Raw genomic sequence first — 19,205 nt, forward strand, 5'->3', positions numbered from 1 at the left:
ATTTATTAATAGAATTATCAATTAGCTATAAAAGGATTGAATGTTTCCATTTTAACGCCCCGGTCGCGTAAAACAATGGTGTCTTTAAAAACATGGGTGGTGGCACCAAAATCTGCCTGGTACTGCAGGTGCACCACATCTCTTTTTTCATTCCCCCACATATCGCCCTGCTTTACCAGTTCGCCCGTACCTGTTACCGTATAAGATGCGGCTGCGGGGTTAGCCACGGTACATTTACCCTGGCTGTCGAAACGCAGCACCAGTTGAAACGGCACATTGGTGTTTCCCCGGTTCTTTGCATTCAGGGAAACGGTTACTTCGTTCATGGAAGTTGTTACCATGTTACACAGCTCATCCTTTTCTACATACTGTGCATGGTATACCACGGTTGTATCCAGCGAAGTATTGCCCCCCGCCCCTTTTACATTATCCACTCCCCTGCGTAAATAAGTACCATGGTACGGGTTGATGTATTTGATCGCAAACAGGATATAATCTTTCGGCGGCGTGATCCAGTCGGCCGCATTCCGCCGGTCGGGGTTCTTTTGATCGCTTTTACCACTGAGCACGGAATCGGCATTTACCACGCCGGTTATCCGCAAGGGAATAACAAAGGTGTTTTTTACAGACCGCGGGTCCTGGAAGAACGCATCTGTCAGTTGCACTTCCAAACCGCCCGTTAAACTTCCCGAGGGAATGAGGATCGATTGTTCTTTATTTGCGGGCAGCGTATAGTAGTTATCAGGCATAGCCACCACTTTATCGCCAGTGGCGGTTTCGAATGTAAGCCGGCGGGTAAGCGTGGTGTCTACCACCACACTTAACGTTCTGTCTTTTTTATTTTCATACACCCCGCCCATCGTAGCCATGATAAGGCATTTGTGCGCGTTGTCGAGTGAATTGTCATAAATATCTTCGCCCAGCACCAGTGTTTTTACCGGCGATTGATAGGCGAAGTAAACGGTTGTGTATTTATAGTCGGGGAACACCGCATCTTTATTGGAACAGGAATTGCAGATCACGAGGATAATACCTAACAGCCAGGTTATTTTTTTCATTGTCTTTACTTTATGGATTAACACACAGGTTACCATCCCTTATTTTGTAAGAGGTTTTCTTTCAATACATCATTGTAAGGCAGCGGGCCGTAATACATATAGTCTGCATACTGCCTGTTCTCAATTGAACTCACCGTGTATACATTGTTATTTATGCTAACTCCTTTGGCAGCTTCGGTAAGGTTTTCTTTCCACCGGCGAAGGTCCCAAAACCTGGATCCTTCAAAACAAAGCTCGAGGCGTCTTTCGTTATGGATCAGCTTTCTCAGATCTTCCTTACTGGTTATAGATAACAGGTAACTATCGGGCTGCGTTATACCAGCTCTTTTGCGAATGGCGGCTATGATATCCCGGGCCGAATACGGATGCGTTCCTTTTCCATCGGGCCCCCAGGCTTCGTTGGCGGCTTCGGCATACGCCAGGAACAATTCGGTATAGCGGATGTAGGGCACATAATGCCGTTGGGTGTTTGTACTCGCGGGGTTGAGGTTTACATCTTCACGTAACAGCTTGCGCAGATAAAAACCGGTACGGGTGGAGGTGGAAATTGCATTCAATCCATCGTTCGAGGTTCCAATCCTGGTATAAATGACGGCCCCGCCCGGGCCCATCTTACTTCCATTTACCACTATATAAAGCGCCAGCCGCGGATCGCGGTTATTATACGGATTGTTGGGATCGTAGCCGCCGGCGGGATCAGTAACAGGATAACCATTGGCCATGGGAAATGCATCCACGAGGTTCTGGGTGGGATTTACGCGTCCGTTACCATACAACGTTGGGGGATAGTTGTCTTTTTCCAGGTTATTGCCATCCCCTACATTTCCCCGCCAAAGCACTTCCTTTGGATTCAACCCTGCCGCCAACCCGTTTATTTCACCGGAATTGCGGCTGGCATACCAGTATACGCCATTTGCTGCCATACCCGATATGCCGCCAATGCCGTCCAGCACGGCTGCGGCATCGTCTGCAGCCTTTGTCCAGGTAACGGTGGTGCCCTGGCTAAAAGCCGGACTGGCGGCCAGTAAAGACAATTTGGCCCGCACGCCTTTTACGATGCGCGCCGTTAAACGCTGCGCATTGTACGCTCCAAATACGCGGTTGTAATCAGCCACCGTTGTTTTGCCTGCATATTTTGCCGGTATGTCGCTGGTGGCAGCGATGTTCACGAAATCGAGCGGCAGATAACTTTCCGCCCTATCCAGGTCTTTATAGATCTGCTGAACGCATTCTTCAAAGGTATTACGGGGCAATTTGAAGTCAGACTTACTATCGAGCGGCAATGTGAGAATGGGCACGCCCAACAGCTTGTTGTCGATTGACCAGCCGCCGTGGGCCTGCAGCAGGTAATACATAAACAAGGCGCGCAACCCGTATGCTTCTCCTTTTACCCGGTCGTTGAACATCTCTTTGGTATATTGCCCCGATGTTGCCCAGTTTACTTTATCGGCTTCGTTCAGAATGGTATTCAGATATTGGATGGCCGCAAAAGAACCGGTGTACTGGTCCATAGGGTTGTTTATAGACGACCAGTTGCCGGTAGCCATTAACCTGAAATTATTATTCGGGTTATTGGATACGGCATCATCTGTAGCTACATCATTAAATGAATAGCTGCCCAATGGCAGGCGAACATACCCATTTAGCAAAAGCCCTTCTGCAAAGGCAGCATCGTTATAGATATCGCTCAGGCCGCGGTTATTTTCATCGGCGGGGGACAGTATTTTTTTGCAACTGCAAAAAAGCATGCCCAAAGCCAGTATGTACACTATGATAACTTTCATATATTTTTTTATTTCGGTAAAACCCTAGAATTCTCCTTTTATCCCAAAATTGTAAAAGCGTGTTTGCGGCAGGGAACCAATGTTCAATTCCAGGATAGCCCTGTTTTTGGCAATGGTGAGCAGATCGCTGCCGCTAACGTAGATGTTCATTCCCTTTACAAAGGCGTTCTTTAATAAACTTTTCGGAAATGACCAGGTTAACTGCACTTTGGAAATATTGATGCGGTCTGTGCTATAGGTCCAGAAATCAGAATACCTGAAGTTGTTACCGCTGCCCAGGGTAGTTAAACGCGGATAGTTGGCATCGCGCACCACTGCAGAATATTTGGCGGCGCCGGTTACCCAGTAATAATCGCCGCTCCTGATGCCTGTTCCACCAAACGATCCTGTGCCCAACACAAACAGGGTAAGATCTTTCCATTGCGCCGTAACGTTTATCCCGCCGGTAAAAGGGCTGCCCCAACGGCCGATCATCACCTCATCTCTTTCATCAATTACGTTATCGCCATTTTGATCTGCATACCTGATGTCGCCAGGTTTTACCGTTCCGAATTTTTGCATTCCGTGGTTATCTATCTCGTTCTGATTCGCAAACAGGCCCTGGCTTTTCAGTCCAAAGATGGCGTCAACCGGTTTACCCGCGCGATTGCGATACGCATCGGTAAACAGCTCATCCCGTTTTAAGGCTTTGGTGGTTACATAAGTGCCGGCCGCGCCAATGGAGAGTTTAACCGCTCCCGCCGTTTGGTGAAAGTTTACCTGGAAGTCGAGACCCTGGTACCGGTTGGCAGCGAAGTTGGTATAAGGCACAAAGGATGTTGGGGGATAACCGGTAAAAAAGTAACCGGGGTACAGGCTATAGCTCTGCACCGGCATACCATCTTTTTTAATATAAAACAAACTGGCCAGGAAGTCGATCTTGTTTTTAAACAGGGAACCTGCTATACTCAGGTTCACTTCTTTTCTTTTGGCATACGTCAGGTTAAGGTTCTCGCCACGCGAGATGGTGGTGGTGCGGTTGGTGTAAGTGCCATCGGCCCACGAAAAATAAGCGGTTGGTGAATAAACGGCGTTGTATAAATAGTAACTGTTAACGTCAAAGTCCAGGTCGGTGTTCACTATACCTGCACTGGCCGTTAATTTTAAACGGTCTACCACATCCGATCCTTTCAGGAAATTTTCTTCGCTCAACACCCAGCCGAGGCTGGCAGTTGGTGAGAAGGCCACCCGTTTGCCAGCCGGCAACTTCGTGGAATTAACAACGGCGCCGCTAAGGTCAGCATAATATTTATGGTCGTAATCGTATGCCAGCTGCACTCCGGCGTTTGCATTGGTGCGGTACTGGAAGTCGCCGGTTTGCCGGCGCCGCAGCCCGTCTGCCATCAGCATGGCAGCCAAATGATGTTTCTGCTTAAAAATATTTACATAGTCAAGGTGCACATTGAAATCTATCAACTGGTCACTCCAGGTATTACTCAGGTTCTGCGTACCGGTTTTGCTGTCTTTATTGTACATCGACAATTGGGTGATCGTATCTGTACCCGTCCCGTTACTCCAGGTGGGAACATAAATGGCGTAGGTATTATTGACAGACTCGTTATACGTATTTGAATAATCGATGCTCATTTGCCCGTGTAAGGAAAGCCCCTTCGTTACATTTTTAAGGTCCACATCGATCCCGTTTGTGTACTGGAACTGGCGGCTGGTAAATTTATTATACCCGGCGGCATATACATCTGTAATGGGATTGGTAAGGAACTGCTGGGTGCCGCTGAACAAATACCGGCCGTCTAAAATATTCCGGCTGCCTTTTATCAGGGCCTGTGCATCCTTTGAACCCGGGGCAACCGCACTGATGGGAATAAGCGGTGCAAACCGTTGCGGTTGCAGGCTGTCTGCGCGTTGCCAGTAATTGCCCAATGCATTTCTGTTGGTGTAAAAAACCGTGGATACATTTACATAGGTGCTGATGAAATCGTTCAGTTTAAGGTCGATATTACCGCGCAAGTTGAGGCGGGTGTTGTGTTCATTTTTGCCTTCACCAAAATTCAGCAACGAATTCTGGTTTTGAAAACCGGCCAGGGCATAAAAACGTGCCCGGTCGGTACCGCTCGAAAACTCGGCATTGGCGGAATGTGTATTATACAGCTTGCGTACATATTGCGAGGAAAAATAGTCTATGTCCGGATAACGGTATGGATTGGTATGAGCGGCATAATTTGCAATGGTAGAGTCGGCATACAATGCGGGCAAGCCATCATTTTGCAAGGCCTGGTTATAGTAACGCATATATTCGGCCGACCCTAAATAATCAGGGTACGATTTGGGCATGGTTATACCGCTATTGGCGCGCACATTGATCTGGCTCACGCCTGGCCTGCCGCGTTTGGTGGTGATGAGCATTACGCCGTTTGCCGCCCGGCTTCCGTATAACACAATGGCATTTGCGCCCTTCAAAAAACTTATCTGCTCAATTTCATTGGCCGTAATATCATTGATGGAACGGGGCACACCGTCTATAAGCACGAGCGGCGAACCCAGGCTCCAGAAATTATTGCCGCCTATAAATGCTGCTGTTCCTTCCAATGGGTAGGTTCCATAATGTTTATCGAGGTATTGCCGCGGGTTCAAAATGGAAACCGCACCGGGCAGGTCTTTTTTATCAATGGTCTTATATGCCACATGCACCACCGAGTCCTGCCCCATCACGCCTGCCTGCCAGGTCAGCAGGATGGCAATTAGTATGTTTAGTTTCATTGTTTTTCTTTTAAATCTCTAAATCACGAAATCAGAAATTGCACTCAATAGCCGGCGTTCTGGCTGAACGTGAGGTAAAGGTTTACATCGTTTATTTTCAGCGGCAACCAGTAATTCTTATCTTCAAACTTGCGGGTCACCAATACTTTTTCTCTTACATTTATAGGTTTGCCACTGCCATCGCGGTCAAAATCTATGGATGTTTTTTCCCGGTATTGCTGTTGCCCGGCAAGCAGCCAGCGGCGCAGGTCGTTATAGCGGAATTCTTCTTCGAACCCAAGCTCCATGGCGCGTTCCCTTATGAGCTCACTCATGAACTTGTCCTTATCAGCCACATACTTGGCGGCCACTCTTCCGGCCCCGCAACGGTCCCTTATTTTGTTGAGTGCGTCTTCCGGAGTAATATAGTTCGGTCCGGCGCTGGTGGCGGCGCCATAGCCCTGTAATACGGCTTCTGCATACATCAGGTACACATCGGCCAGCCGCATATACGACAGGTGCATATAGTTATTGGGGAAATTGTCGATGTTGTTGGCGGTCATCGGGGTGAGCTTCCGCAGCAAATAACCGGTACGCCCTATTGCCGAGTTATCGCGGCTGGCGCCGTTGTTCGATAGGTTGGCATAGCGGAATTTCTCTTTGTCGGCCGGCGCCGAGCCTTTTATGATCTGGTCTTTGTCGATGACAATGTCGTGGTAAAAACGCGGGTCGCGGTTTACCCAGGGATTGGCAGGATCGTAACCCGATTGCGGATCATCGATGGGCAGGCCATTGGCCATTCCATAGTTTTGTACAAACCGTGCATTCGGTGAGGCATATCCTCCGCCGATATTTCCTTCGGCAAAAATGGAGCTTGGCCCCCATGGACAACCGGCAAACCAGGAACTGTACACGGGATTCTGAAAGATAGCCTCGGGATAACCAGGAATGAAACTTCCCCCATTGGTAAAGAAAAGATCGCTGTAATGGGCAAAATCAATCAATTTGATCCAGGTGGCCCGGCTATCAACCAACTTCAACAGCTCGGCAAATGCATCCGCTGCCTTTTTGCAGTAATCAGCATTATATCCTGTATTGCCTGTTGACGCCCTGTTCATTAACGGACTGCCCGCATACAAATAATTTTTACCCAGGTAACCCAACGCAGCTACTTTCGTAATGCGGAGTTGATTTTTACCCAGTGTCGCTTTGCCGGCATCGGTATTATCCCAGTTAACGGGCAACAGGTCCGCTGCCGCCCTAAGGTCTGCCGCCACCCGGTCGGCCATCTGCTGGTAACCCAGGCGCGGTAAATTTAATTTTGCGCTGGGCGACAAAACCGTATCTATGTACGGGAGCCCGCCCCAATACGTCATTAACTGAAAATGAAACCAGCCCCGGAAAAACAATAACTGGCCTTTGATCAGGTCTTTTTCTTCCTGTGTGCCGTTGAGTTTATCGAGGTTGGCCAATCCTAAATTTGTTTTATGAATGCCATACCACGAGTTTGGCCACAATCCTTTGCCAAAACCAGTGGTTGGGTCGGGATTATAATTGGGTGCATCCAGCCAGGAGATCCATTCGCCGGTTGTCCACGACCAGGAATCACCATTATCCAATTGCTCATTTAACCAGGTTACGCCGGTCTTGTGAATGATCTCGTCGCCCAGGATCCAGTCACAGGCCCAGGTTTTACTGGTGTATTCGGGAACCAGGGAATACAGTTCTTCGGTAAAACCCTGAAAATTGGTAAAGTTTATATATGCATCGGTTGGAGAAACATCTGCTGCAGGCGCCCTGTCGAGGTAACGTGTACAGCCAGCCAGCGCCGTTAGCACCAAAAACAAACAGATAATAATTATATGTGGATACCTTTTCATATAGCAAGCTTTTTAAAAAGTTAGATTACACCCCATATTAAACCGCCTGATGGTGGGGTATGCAGTGGCTGCGCCCATACTTACTTCGCGATCGTCGGGCATTTTTGTCCATAATATCAGGTTATCGCCATTTACGTAAAGCCGGAATGCATTGATACCGATATGCTTTAACTGAGACAGCTTAAAGGTGTATGCGATCTCTGCATTCTTCAACCGCAAATAAGATCCGTCGTATAAATAAGTGGTGCCATAGTAAGGCATTACGCTGGCATAGCGCGGCATGGGCACCTGGGCATTGGGATTATCTTTTGTCCAGTATGTGCCTTGTTTATACACATTGTCGTAATGATACTGTCCGGAAAAACTTACCAGTTGCAGGTAACGGTTAATGTTGTTTACCCCATAGAACTGCACGAAGGCGCTGAAGCCCTTCCATTCAACACCAAGGGTGGCGTTGTACGTGTTCTGCGGGCGTTCGGGATAGCCATAAGGCACAACATCTTTGTTATCGATAACGCCATCGCCATTGTAGTCTACCATATTCAGGTTACCGGGTAATTTCTGGTTGTCGTAGGTATTCAGTTTTGTACTGCCATATACCTGGTCCCAGGTATTGTAAAAACCACTGCTTACATAGGAATAAGCCTGACCAATCGATTTCCCCGCCTTCTTCTGATAATCATCAAGCAACTGGGCGTCTTCGGCGTCGATGATCCTGTCTTTGGCGTGCGTCATGGCAAAGTTTGCCCACAGCCTTACCCCTTTGGACAACGTTTTATTGAGCCTAAGCTCGATCTCATACCCTTTGTTACGCACTTTACCTACATTGGTAGTGGCAGGCTGCACCCCGAAATAAGAAGGCACCGAACGGGAAGTACCCGCTAAGAGAATGTCGGTGCGATAATCGTTGAACACCTCTACACTACCAGCCACCAGGCCGTTCCATAAGGCATAATCGAGCCCGAAATTGGCCTTGGTTACTTTTTCCCAGTGAATATCGGGGTTGCCCACGCTGGTGCGTGCCTCGGCCCACCAGTTATACGGACTGTTCTGACCTGCTGACGATCCCAATGGGGTATTACCGCCATAGGTCCAGTTGGTCATATACAGCCAGCGGCCGTTCACATTATCATTTCCCACCTGCCCATAAGAAGCACGCAGTTTCAACGTATTTAAAAAGGTGTGTTTCTGCATAAACTTTTCGTTGCTGATCATCCAGCCTGCGGCGGCGGAAGGAAAAAATGCAAACCGGTAGTTGGGACCAAATTTCTCCGACCCGTTATAGGCGCCATTGAATTCGGCAAAATACCTGCCGTCATAATTGTAGGTAACCCTGCTTACCCAGTCTTCGCGGAAATGTTCAAACTCGCTGCCCGTAGCATATTTGTCGCGGCTGAACATACCCATGGCTGTTACATCATGTTTGCCAAACCGGCGGGCATAGTCTACCTGTAACTGGTAGAACAATTTGCGGTAGGTAGATGCGTCCTGTACGGCATCCACGTTGGGATTCCAGCGGGGCGGGATCCAGTCGAACTGATTGGTGCCCAGATACTGGCTGTATTTTTTTTCGCCGGTAACCGGGTCAATATATTCCTGTTGAATATTGCCATTGTCGTAAATGCCGCCCTGTGATACGAATGAATTATCGAAAGAAAGCGTTCCCTTTGCAGCCAGTCCTTTCAGGATCGCGCTCAGGTCCTGCCGTAAGGTAAAATCGGTGGTGATGCGGGTAGTGGTTGTTTTGCGTACCCCATTATTACCCATTACCGCCAGTGAATTGATGGTAGATACGGTTTCGAGTGGGAAGTACCCCCAGCCGCCATCTGAATACCGGGGGTAATACAGATCGGGGGCGTTGTTATAAATACTTTGCCAGATGCGGTATTCCCAACTGTCCTGGCCATACGCATCCTGTTTTACCCCGTATGAACCGGCTAAATTAGCGGAGAGCACGGTAGATTTCGTCAGGTTGAAATCCAGGTTGGTACGGGCATTCACGCGGTCGAAACCATACCCGGGCTTATATGATTTTCCGTTGTCTATCTTTTTAATGATATCGCCTTCATGCAAATAATCTACTGCGGTAAAGTATTTCACCAACGGCGAACCGCCTGAGATATTCAGACTGCCGTTGTAAGACATTACGTGCTTCTTTACCAACTGGTCCTGCCAGTCGATGTTTGGGTAACGTTCCGCTTCGGCCTGGTTTGCGGGATGCCGGTATTTATCCAGTTCGGCATAGGGCACATAGCTGTACCACGAGGAAGGAGAAATACCTAATTCCCGTTCAATAGCCTGGTCACGCACTTTTATGGCGTCATAGGCATCGTATTTACTGGCCAGTTTGGAAGGCGCTTTCACGGTAGCGTTGCCGGTAAAACGAATTTCAGCTTTGCCTTCGCGGCCACGTTTCGTGGTGATCAGGATCACCCCGTTGGCGCCTTTCACGCCAAAAACGGCTGTAGCAGACGCATCTTTCAACACAGAGATGGTTTCAACAGAACCAATGTCAACGCTGTTCATGGGGCGTTCGATGCCGTCAACCAGAATCAGCGGATCGCTGTTATTCCAGGTGCTCTGTCCCCGGATGTAGATCTTCGGGTCTTCACCGCCCGGCGTTCCCTGCGTGGCAACGGTTATTACGCCGGGTAAATTGCCTGTTAAGGCAGCGCCAAGGCTCGATACGCCACCTGCTCTTTGCAATACATCTCCTTTTACCTGGGTAATGGCGCCTACCAGGCTTTGCTTTTTCTGCCGGCCATAACCAACCACAATGGTACTGTCCATTGAAAGCGAAGCAAGCACTAACCGGACCTCGATCCGTTTGCGGCCTTTCACAAAAATTTCCTGTCCTATGTAGCCTACATGCGAAATAAACAATACGGCCTTTTCATTTGAAACAGTGATGGTGAACGTGCCATCTTCTTTCGACATCGTGATATTATTGGCGCCTTTTTCAGCGATGGTGACCTCACCGAGGGGAACACCTTTATCATCTGTTATCTTTCCCGTTATAATCAGTGAAAACCGGTCGTTTGCATTTTTACCGTTGGCCGTTGCACCGGTGACCGCCAGGAGATTCAGGGTTATCGCCAGCAGGCATTTCAGGACAATGCAAACCCTGCGGAACGAATTGTCCCGGTTATGATTTTTCATATCGTAGTTTAAAGTATTAAATAGAAGTCCGTCTGGCCCCGGCAGCAGCATTGTGCCAGGCCAGCTCAGCGTGTTTTACACCTTTAATGAATGTGAAGTAGTAATTAAAAAACGATGTGAAGTGATGTTCAGGTTACTTTTTTCATATAGCAGCAGTTAATGGTTAAAAATTAGTTTTGGCATTATGATCGTTAGCAGCTAACAATTGTCAATTCCGGAAAATTTGTACAATCGTTAATTCAAAATTAAGTAAGCAATAAAAAAAGCAAGGGCTCATTTGTGTAAACTCTTCGTTCAAATGTTCAATGAACAGATCTACACTATTCAAAACTTGTCCAGTCAATGGCTATTTGATTGTTATCCTTTGAGATAACAAACAGGTTCTGCAAACCTGGTTTAAAATGTAGTAAAGACACTTTTGTGAGTTGCCAGTCATTGCCGGCAGTAACCGGGATCTCTGCCAGCACAGGTCCGTCAATGCCCTGTACCCGGATCTGCAGGCTGCCGCCCGCCGCAGCAAGCACTCTTACCGTAACCGACCCGGGCTTCTTTTTCCCAAAGTCCACACTGTTGTATTGTACCCAGGCGCCGGTTGTTTCCAGCACTGTTTTCCAGCCCTGGAATTTGCTGGCGGTATCCAAAAAAGCAATGGAGGCGCCTTTATCGCTTAAACGGGTGTACCGGTCGAGCTGGATCTGGGCATTTGCTTTTGTAACGCCTATTCCCCTGTAGGTAGGGGTTACTTTTTGTATAGTGCCGTCGGCATTAAAAAAAAGGCTGTCGGCCCTGATGGACCTGGCTTTATCGAATGCGGGTGAATAATCGTTATGATGATAAAACAGGTACCATTGATCTTTAAACTGTATAATAGAATGATGATTGGTCCAGCAGCCGGTGGGCGACTCGTCCATAATAACTCCGGTTACTTTAAAAGGACCAAGCGGGTTATTCCCGGTCGCGTACTCCAGCCGTTCGATCTTGTTTTCCACATGCGGATAGGTAAGGTAATAAGTGCCGTTGCGTTCAAACAGGTACGGACCTTCCTTCAATCCTTTGTTCGGCAATTCGCCTAATACCACCGGGTCGGATGCAAGCTCAACCATATTTTCTTTCAGTTTTGCTGCATAAATATTTCCCTGCGACCAGTACAGGTAAGCCTGCCCGTCTTTATCGATAAATACATTGGGATCGATGCCCCGCACATGCAGGATGGGCGCCGGCTGCGGAACAAACGGACCTTCGGGTTTATCGGCAATGGCCACGCCCACGGTAAACCCGCGGGCATAACTGGTATCTTTTGGGGTGCTGGGAAAATAGAAATAATACTTTCCATTGCGGTAAATGCAATCGGGCGCCCACATGCTATAACTGTTTGGCTTAACCCAGGGCACGTTGTTCTGTTGAACGATCATGCCATGGTCCGTCCAGTCGGTAAGGTTGGCCGAGGAGAACACATGGTAGTCTTCCATACAAAACCAACCCACCCGGCCACGTCCTTCTGTGGCCAGGATGTCATGAGAGGGATACACATATACCCGATCGCCAAATACCCGGGCCGAAGGATCGGCGCTGTACTGGTTGCGGATGAGTGGATTTTGCGCCTGCACACCACCGGCGAACAGTGCGTACAGGCATACTATTAAAATATATTTTCGCATAGCGGGTTTATTTATTGGTTCCAGTCGTTTACAGCGGCTGATAAAAAAATATAGGAAGCGCAGATATCGATCACCACTTCGTTTTCGCCCCATAAAAAAGGCCAGTCTTCCTTGTTCTCCGGAAAATCGGGATGCAGCACCAGCAAGCCGGGCACTACCCCACCGGCAATATAACTGAAGTCGGCCCTGTTGTTGCCGTAGGTTACTCTTTTAGAGCGCGTACCTACTGCTGAAACAAATGACAGGTTGTGATAAGGATGGCACCCAAAGATATAGTTGAGCCCTTTGTACACGTACTCCCTACCGATGAGGTCAGGAAAAAAGTTATGTGCATAATAACAGCTTATTGCCCAGTTGATGATGGCGCTGTTGCCACCCCACCCCCTTGCGGTCATAGGCACCCCATACGGGTTTTGCCTGTTGTACTCATCGCTCATGGCCTTGAACTTCACCACGTATGCACGCATTCTGTTTTGATAATCCGTGTCCATATAAGGAATTGCCTGCAAGGCTACGGTCATGCCAAACTGCAACGATCTGTCGAGCGTTGGAAAGATCATCTCTTTGAAACTGGTGGCGTATTGTTCTTCTTTTGTAGATATAAATAATTGCAGGGCTGCTGCTATCTGCGTATTTCTTCTGAAAGCGGCCAAAAATCCAGTATCGTTGCCCGCAGGTTGCCGGGCATCCTCATTCCACAATTGCCGGGCATACCCTAAACATTGGCGAGATAAAGTATCGTTGTATCCTTTCAATGCGCGGTATGCGGCTGCCAGGGCCGCCGCAGTATGATAGTCGAGAAAGGAATTACGATTGGTAAAGGCCCACCGGTCGTCTTTTGTGCCACTGGTGCGTCCATCGCTTTGATAAGGTTTCAACGCCGGGTTATAAGGCAGGTTATCGGTTTCGGTGGAGGCGTCGCCCAGGTGATGGTATTGATGCAGGTTGGGCACCACAATACCCCGTACCGGGTGACCGATATTTTTTACCTGCGCTACCAGGTTCAGTGAGCCGTGTTCAATTTGTTGTAACAGGTCAGGCTTTCCATCAGGACGATGAATATCCACATATCGCGTTGCCTGGTCTATATAGGTTTCATCGCGCGTTAGCTTTAATTTCTCCCAGGCGTCTACAAAGCTTAAAATGGCGCTGTTATGCGAGCCGGTCTGGATGTCGAAATCACCCGCATCGAACCAACCGCCTACTGCCAGGCCGGGTATACGCTCGTACGATTTGTATTTTGTATCGGTAACAGGGCCCATGCGGTAGCCATCGAAATGCTGGTGGTTTACCGGCGCCTGCAGGGCATCGTCTAAAAACGGAACACCATGCCAAACCCGGTACGCTTCGTTTACCTGCATGTGGTCCATTTGCACGGGAAACCATACATCCAGCGTGGGATGCCAGCTGTCTTTATAGATCTCCTGCCCTATTGTAAATACATTTGTTTTTTGATCGCCATATTGGATAAAGTACAGGCCAGGCTCTTTTACCGTACTGAAGTCGAATTGTACATAGTTATAGCGCAGGTATTGTCCCCAGGGTTTTATTTCATCCTTTAATTTTTCTACCGGCGTTCCATTGGCGGTGAGTTGAAAAAGAGAAGCGGTTGGTAATGGTGCATCGTTTTTGTCGAGTTCAATTACCGACACTTTATCCTGCGCCGGCTGGTAACCAACTTGCGAAAAAGCGATCATGGGTTTCCGTTTCCAGTTGGGGATGGCATTGGGCTCCAGGTACCAGGTAAGCACTTTGCCGGTTTTTCCTGCAGGCAGCAGGCTGCGCACAATGAACCAGCCGTTCTGGGCCAGGTTACGGCCGTCAAAAAGCATCAGTGGCGCATCGGCCGATTGTATGGTTACCAGTCTTTCTGCGTCTTCTGGCGCCAGTACAATGGTTTTACCGGTGGCCAATGGCTCCGGTACTATGAACTCATTCCGGCCCCGGTCATCAAATGTATTGTGCCCGGCAAACTGCGGTATTTTATTATCTGCATTCTGTATTATGGTTGAACTGGCCGGATATAAGGGAAAGCTGCCCGCCTTCCCATCGGCCAGGTAGCTTTTTTCAAAATAGGCAGTGGGTAAAAACTCCAGGTTAAAGCCTGCTTTCCCTTCCAGTTTTGCGGGAAGGGGTTTATCGAGGTACACGTTGATCTCAACGCCATTGTCTTTGGGCGTGACGTTTATCCTGGAGGTAAAGGCAAATTCATCGTACCGCAATGTTACCTCTACGCTGTTCTTTTGCCGGTCAACTTTTCTATCGACCATCGCAGGAACCAGGTCCCATTGTTCCGGGGTATTTTGTAACCGGATGGCGCCGCCTGTTGCAGTTCTTACGCCGTGTTGGATCAATTCAATACCGGCGGTTTTTTCGTCGAAGAACATGCCGTTGTACTGGCTGTTAAAAACAAAAACATTTACGCCGCGGGTTTCAAAATAGGCAGAATCGTTCAGTTGCAGTTTTTGCCCAAACGAAATGGCCGATACCAACAAACATAAGAAAGTGGAAAAAAATTTCATCTTGTAATAAGTTTATTCAGCTAATGTTCATTTAAACAACTCCTGCGCAAAATTGTACAGGTTGTTCCGCCATACCGGCCAGGTATGTCCGCCCGGATATTCACTGTACTGGTATTTTATGTTCATTTCATCAAACTTCGAAAGCATGATCCTGCAGTTGTTATAAGCAATATCTTCTTTGCCGCCCATAGCGATCCAGAATCGCTTCAGGTTGTTGTTGATGGTAGCCGCATTGTCTTTCATGAACTCATATTGCGGGCCGGCCAGGGCAGGCTGGTTATTCCACCAGCCAGAGCTGAAAACGCCCAGGTAAGCAAACAGGTTGGTATTTTTTATTCCGGCATACAGGGTTTGCAAACCACCCATCGATAAGCCGGCCAGGGCTCGGTCAGCCGCATCGGTAGCTGCGCGGTAGTTTTGTTCAATAAACGGTATAACACTTTGCTTTAACTCGCTTTCAAACGCTTTTAACGCCTGTTCATTAAATCCTGCGAGGCCGGTGCTGAAATTCCCATCCATCATAACTACCAGCATGGGCTTTGCTTTTTTTTCTGCGATCAGGTTATCCAAAATAAGATCGGTTCTTCCCTGTGTAGCCCAACCGCTTTCATCTTCACCGCCACCATGCAACAGGTATAACACCGGGTATTTTTCATTGGTAGTTGCATCATAACCGGGCGGGGTATACAAAAACAGCCGGCGCCAGGTATTGGTAGTTGCAGAATAATATCTCTTTATTCTTAAATCGCCATGCGGCACATCCTTCACTGCATAATAACCGCCACCACGAAAAGGGATCTCTATGCCACTGGCCATCCGGCCCATGCCATAGAACGTTTCACTGGCCGGGTCGGCCAGGGCAACGCCGTCTATCAACAAAGAATAATAATGAAATCCTTCGCTAATGGAATCGGTAGTAACACCCCAGTAGCCGCCGGTATCTTTTACCAGGTCATACTTCTTCACCAGGTCTACCTGCACTTTTTGCGCGTTGGGCGCTTTTACGCGAAAAACAACGCGGTTGTCGGGCAGGATCTGCGGATAACCGGCCGATCGTACGTTTGTAGCAGCAGGCGTTCCCAACACGGTGTATTTCATAAAGATGGAAGGATCCACCGGTTTAAACAGGAATTGGGAAAACATATACAGCCCGTTTTTCCAAACCTTGAAATCATGAACCCCCGGTTCTATATAATAGATATGCGGCACATTGTGCTCATACAGGTAATCGTGGGTACGTTTGCTGAAAGTGATAAGCCGGTCGTTATCGCCGCAGGAGATCCAGAGCAGCTTCAATTGTTTTTTTGCTGCCTCCGGATCGGGTACCAGTTGTTCCGGCGTTTTGGTATTGGGAGCGGAAGAAAAACCACCCACCCAGGCAAATTTGTCAAGGTTACCTAACCCAAAATTCAACGATTGCCCGCCACCCATTGACAATCCTGCAATGGCACGGTGCTCTCTATCGGTCAATACCGGGTATTTCTTTTCAATAAAAGGGATCAGATCGTTGAGCAGGTCCTTTTCAAAATCGGCGAATGCCTGCACTTTATCAGGCGCCATGATGTTACCGGTGGCGCGGTCGTCTTTCATGGCCCGTCCATTGGGCATTACTACTATCATGGGCACCAACTTACCTTCGGCATACAAATTATCCAGGATCAATTGCGGCTTTCCGCCATTCAACCATTCCTTCTCATCACCGCCTATGCCATGCAGCAGGTATAAGACCGGGTACTTTTTCTTTTTTGAAAACCCGGGAGGTGTATAAATGATTGCTCTTCGGGTAGCGCCCACTGTTTTTGAAGCATAGCTGATGGTATCTATTTTTCCATGTGGGATTGCCGCACGCAGTGAATCGAATCCGGGAGGCGCCTGTTTAATCAGCTCCTGCGAAGAGGCTGTTGAACCGCCCAGGAAGAGGATGGCTATGGCAAACAATATTTGTTTCATACGATAAACCTGATAAAATTTAATTAATTATTTTAGGGTAATACCTGTTTTGATCTGCGTAAAGGAATGGGGCGGAAACGTATAGGTAAGCTGTTTTCCCTTTACGTCTACCATTTTTTTAACGGGCACATATTGATCCTGTTTGTCGAATTCATATACTTCGTTCAGGGAAGCACCTGCAATAAAACTGGCTTCCGCTTTGCCGGAAAAGTTTCCTGAAGTGGTTACAATATCAACCGTGACCGCTTTGTCTTTGTGGCGGTTCACCACATTGATAAAAACGGTGTTTGTCTCTTTCGCGTAGGTAGTGGTAACATCCAGGTAAGGAATGCCGCTGAACTTTTGCGTGTTGAATGTGTCGCAGGAAACATGGGTATCTATGGAAATGCCCCGGCAGTTGTTGGAGTATGCTTTGAAAATATAAAACAAGGGCGTTTTAAACGTTCCTTTCTTTGTGTCACTGCCCAGCAGCGAGGTAAGCATGGTAAAATCCGCCATCTTCACCACATCGGCATGGCGCAGGAATGAATTAAAACATTGTGCAACCGGAAGTACCGATAAGGTATTGCGGGCCATAAGCCCCCACTCGTCTGCCGAAAGATAGATTGGCTTTTTGAAACCGTTCTTTACCCGTGCTGTTTCAATTTGCGCTGCCGGCACTTTTATCTTTTCTTCAAAATCCATCGCACTCTGCCCCATGTAGGCATAATAATCATCGGACCTTTCCCAATACCGGTGGATGGATAAATAATCGATCTTATCGCCCAGCCCCTCCAGCACTTTGCGGTTCCAGTCTATCCATATTCCTGTTGGTTCGTAATAAGAAGAACCGGATGCAACGAGTTTGATGCTGCTGTCGACCGACTTCATGGCTTTAGCGGCTTCCCTTCCGGTCTTTACATAATCCTCAGCCGTTTTGTAACCCAGTTCCCACGGATAACCGTCTACTTCATTACCAAGGTCCCACAAGGCAACGTGGTATGGTGCTGCATGTCCGTTTTTGGCACGGAGGTCCGAATAATAAGTGCCCCCCGGATAGTTGCAGTATTCCAGCCAGTAAACAGCATCTTTGATATCGCCGAGTCCCAGGTTAACACATACCACATTTTCACTTCCTATTGCCTTGTTCAATGCCATCCATTCATCCGTACCCACATGATTGTTATCTGTTCCGCCCCATGCCAGGTTAATGCGGGCCGGACGCTGGTCTTTGGGGCCAATCCCGTCCTGCCAGTTATAGCCCATTAAAAAATTTCCACCCGGCCAGCGCATATTGGTGATCTTTAATTCCCTCATCGCTTCCAGGTAATTTTTCTTAAAGCCGTTCTCATCTGCCAGCGGCGAAGACGGATCGTATAAAGTTCCATACAACGTATTGAATTGTACAGAATCGGGCAGACCAAACCTTTTGCCGCTGAAATGAATAGGTTCCATAAACACCCCGTAGATCCTGGGATCGATGTCGCCAATGCTTCTTTCTATATCAATTTTTATTGTGGCGTTTTGTGCAGCCAACCAGGTTGGCAAAACAATCAATACAGTGAAAAGTGTTTTTTTCATGCGAGACAGGTTTTTATAATGGTATTTATCATATTTACGGTATTATGCTCATTCCGTACCCAGCAATGAAAGCATTTTTACTGCATAGCGCCTGCCCAGTTCCCGGTACCCTTCGGCCGTGAAGTGCAGGTTATCGGCGGCATCGGCGCAACCACTGGATGAAATAACATGGGCGCTGGGAATGGTGAGCGGCAGTTTGTCAATGATGTTGTTCATACTGGCGCAAACTCCGCCCTGGTCGGCATGCACTACCTCGCCGGCCAGCAGCGGTACTGACCCGGCTTTAAGATCGAGGTCTTTAAGCAGGTTCTCATATACCTTTTTTACTTTTTGCGGCCATAACGTATCATTCGTATTCGATTCACCCTGGTGCAACAAAATGCCTTTGATAACTCCGTCTTTCTGCGCCGTTTTTGCCAGTTCAACCAACCGGCCGTAAGGATTGCCATCGTATTCATTGATCATTCCGGTCATCCAGTTTGGCGCCGTTGCCACATACGACTGATAATTATCTTTATCGAACAATTCTATTTTGCAGCCGCCTACCGATACGTTGATCACGCCTACCCTCACCTTTTCAGGCAGGTTGGCGATCAGCGTTCTTCCAAAATAATCGCCCGGCGTTAACCCCGTTTTGCACCGGCTTAATGGCGGTGCGGCGGTATACCAATGTCCTTTTGTCCGGCCCAGGTTGGCGCAATCAACGGCTTCCAATACCTGAAAGCGTTTATCGACGGTGGTATCCTGCGGTTCAAATTTTGCGTTGCCTTCCATATTAGACTGGCCAAAGCACAGGAAGATGTAAAAGTTTTTATCCTGCGAAAAAGTTTTATTATTCATTAAGAGCAATGCCAATCCTGCGATCAGCCCACGCTTTATTTTCATTGCATGCATTTTT

Annotated in this window: 10 protein-coding genes; all 10 read right to left on the reverse strand. The window is 48.1% G+C overall.

Annotated elements, in window-relative coordinates:
• Positions 1-17: 17 nt before the first annotated feature.
• The 10 genes from NIAKO_RS12000 to NIAKO_RS12045 all read right to left on the reverse strand — a co-directional run bounded on the left by NIAKO_RS12000 (position 18) and on the right by NIAKO_RS12045 (position 19,192).
• Positions 18-1,058 (reverse strand): DUF5627 domain-containing protein, encoded by a 1,041-nt coding sequence (locus tag NIAKO_RS12000; RefSeq protein WP_041348486.1) that lies wholly within the window; start codon positions 1,056-1,058, stop codon positions 18-20.
• A gap of 29 nt (positions 1,059-1,087) precedes the next feature.
• Positions 1,088-2,842 (reverse strand): RagB/SusD family nutrient uptake outer membrane protein, encoded by a 1,755-nt coding sequence (locus NIAKO_RS12005; RefSeq protein WP_014218688.1) that lies wholly within the window; start codon positions 2,840-2,842, stop codon positions 1,088-1,090.
• Between the two features lie 24 nt (positions 2,843-2,866).
• Positions 2,867-5,599, reverse strand: a complete 2,733-nt coding sequence (locus tag NIAKO_RS12010; RefSeq protein WP_014218689.1) for a SusC/RagA family TonB-linked outer membrane protein — start codon at positions 5,597-5,599, stop codon at positions 2,867-2,869.
• 44 nt (positions 5,600-5,643) lie between these two features.
• Positions 5,644-7,458, reverse strand: a complete 1,815-nt coding sequence (locus tag NIAKO_RS12015; RefSeq protein WP_014218690.1) for a RagB/SusD family nutrient uptake outer membrane protein — start codon at positions 7,456-7,458, stop codon at positions 5,644-5,646.
• 12 nt (positions 7,459-7,470) lie between these two features.
• Entirely contained in the window at positions 7,471-10,617 is a 3,147-nt protein-coding gene (locus tag NIAKO_RS12020) for a SusC/RagA family TonB-linked outer membrane protein (RefSeq protein ID WP_014218691.1), read from the reverse strand.
• A gap of 320 nt (positions 10,618-10,937) precedes the next feature.
• Positions 10,938-12,275 carry a family 43 glycosylhydrolase gene (locus NIAKO_RS12025; protein WP_014218692.1) on the reverse strand — a complete coding sequence of 446 codons (1,338 nt, stop codon included), beginning with the start codon at positions 12,273-12,275 and terminating at the stop codon, positions 10,938-10,940.
• An 11-nt stretch (positions 12,276-12,286) separates the two neighbouring features.
• Positions 12,287-14,797: a glycoside hydrolase family 9 protein gene (locus NIAKO_RS12030; protein ID WP_014218693.1), complete on the reverse strand. Its 2,511-nt coding sequence runs from the start codon at positions 14,795-14,797 to the stop codon at positions 12,287-12,289.
• Between the two features lie 27 nt (positions 14,798-14,824).
• The gene (locus tag NIAKO_RS12035) at positions 14,825-16,747 is read right to left on the reverse strand and encodes an alpha/beta hydrolase-fold protein (protein WP_014218694.1); all 1,923 of its coding nucleotides are present in this window, start codon (positions 16,745-16,747) and stop codon (positions 14,825-14,827) included.
• A gap of 27 nt (positions 16,748-16,774) precedes the next feature.
• The gene (locus NIAKO_RS12040; protein ID WP_014218695.1) at positions 16,775-18,307 is read right to left on the reverse strand and encodes an alpha-L-arabinofuranosidase C-terminal domain-containing protein; all 1,533 of its coding nucleotides are present in this window, start codon (positions 18,305-18,307) and stop codon (positions 16,775-16,777) included.
• Between the two features lie 48 nt (positions 18,308-18,355).
• The gene (locus tag NIAKO_RS12045) at positions 18,356-19,192 is read right to left on the reverse strand and encodes a sialate O-acetylesterase (RefSeq protein WP_014218696.1); all 837 of its coding nucleotides are present in this window, start codon (positions 19,190-19,192) and stop codon (positions 18,356-18,358) included.
• Positions 19,193-19,205 lie beyond the last annotated feature (13 nt).

The organism is Niastella koreensis GR20-10, from assembly GCF_000246855.1.
In the GTDB taxonomy this organism is placed as follows: domain Bacteria; phylum Bacteroidota; class Bacteroidia; order Chitinophagales; family Chitinophagaceae; genus Niastella; species Niastella koreensis.

Bases quoted from the DNA above. Each gene is read 5' to 3' on its own strand.
- NIAKO_RS12015 (WP_014218690.1), bottom strand. From the start codon at position 7,458: ATGAAAAGGTATCCACATATAATTATTATCTGTTTGTTTTTGGTGCTA.
- NIAKO_RS12040 (WP_014218695.1), bottom strand. From the start codon at position 18,307: ATGAAAAAAACACTTTTCACTGTATTGATTGTTTTGCCAACCTGGTTG.
- NIAKO_RS12035 (WP_014218694.1), bottom strand. From the start codon at position 16,747: ATGAAACAAATATTGTTTGCCATAGCCATCCTCTTCCTGGGCGGTTCA.
- NIAKO_RS12005 (WP_014218688.1), bottom strand. From the start codon at position 2,842: ATGAAAGTTATCATAGTGTACATACTGGCTTTGGGCATGCTTTTTTGC.
- NIAKO_RS12025 (WP_014218692.1), bottom strand. From the start codon at position 12,275: ATGCGAAAATATATTTTAATAGTATGCCTGTACGCACTGTTCGCCGGT.
- NIAKO_RS12030 (WP_014218693.1), bottom strand. From the start codon at position 14,797: ATGAAATTTTTTTCCACTTTCTTATGTTTGTTGGTATCGGCCATTTCG.
- NIAKO_RS12045 (WP_014218696.1), bottom strand. From the start codon at position 19,192: ATGAAAATAAAGCGTGGGCTGATCGCAGGATTGGCATTGCTCTTAATG.
- NIAKO_RS12000 (WP_041348486.1), bottom strand. From the start codon at position 1,058: ATGAAAAAAATAACCTGGCTGTTAGGTATTATCCTCGTGATCTGCAAT.
- NIAKO_RS12020 (WP_014218691.1), bottom strand. From the start codon at position 10,617: ATGAAAAATCATAACCGGGACAATTCGTTCCGCAGGGTTTGCATTGTC.
- NIAKO_RS12010 (WP_014218689.1), bottom strand. From the start codon at position 5,599: ATGAAACTAAACATACTAATTGCCATCCTGCTGACCTGGCAGGCAGGC.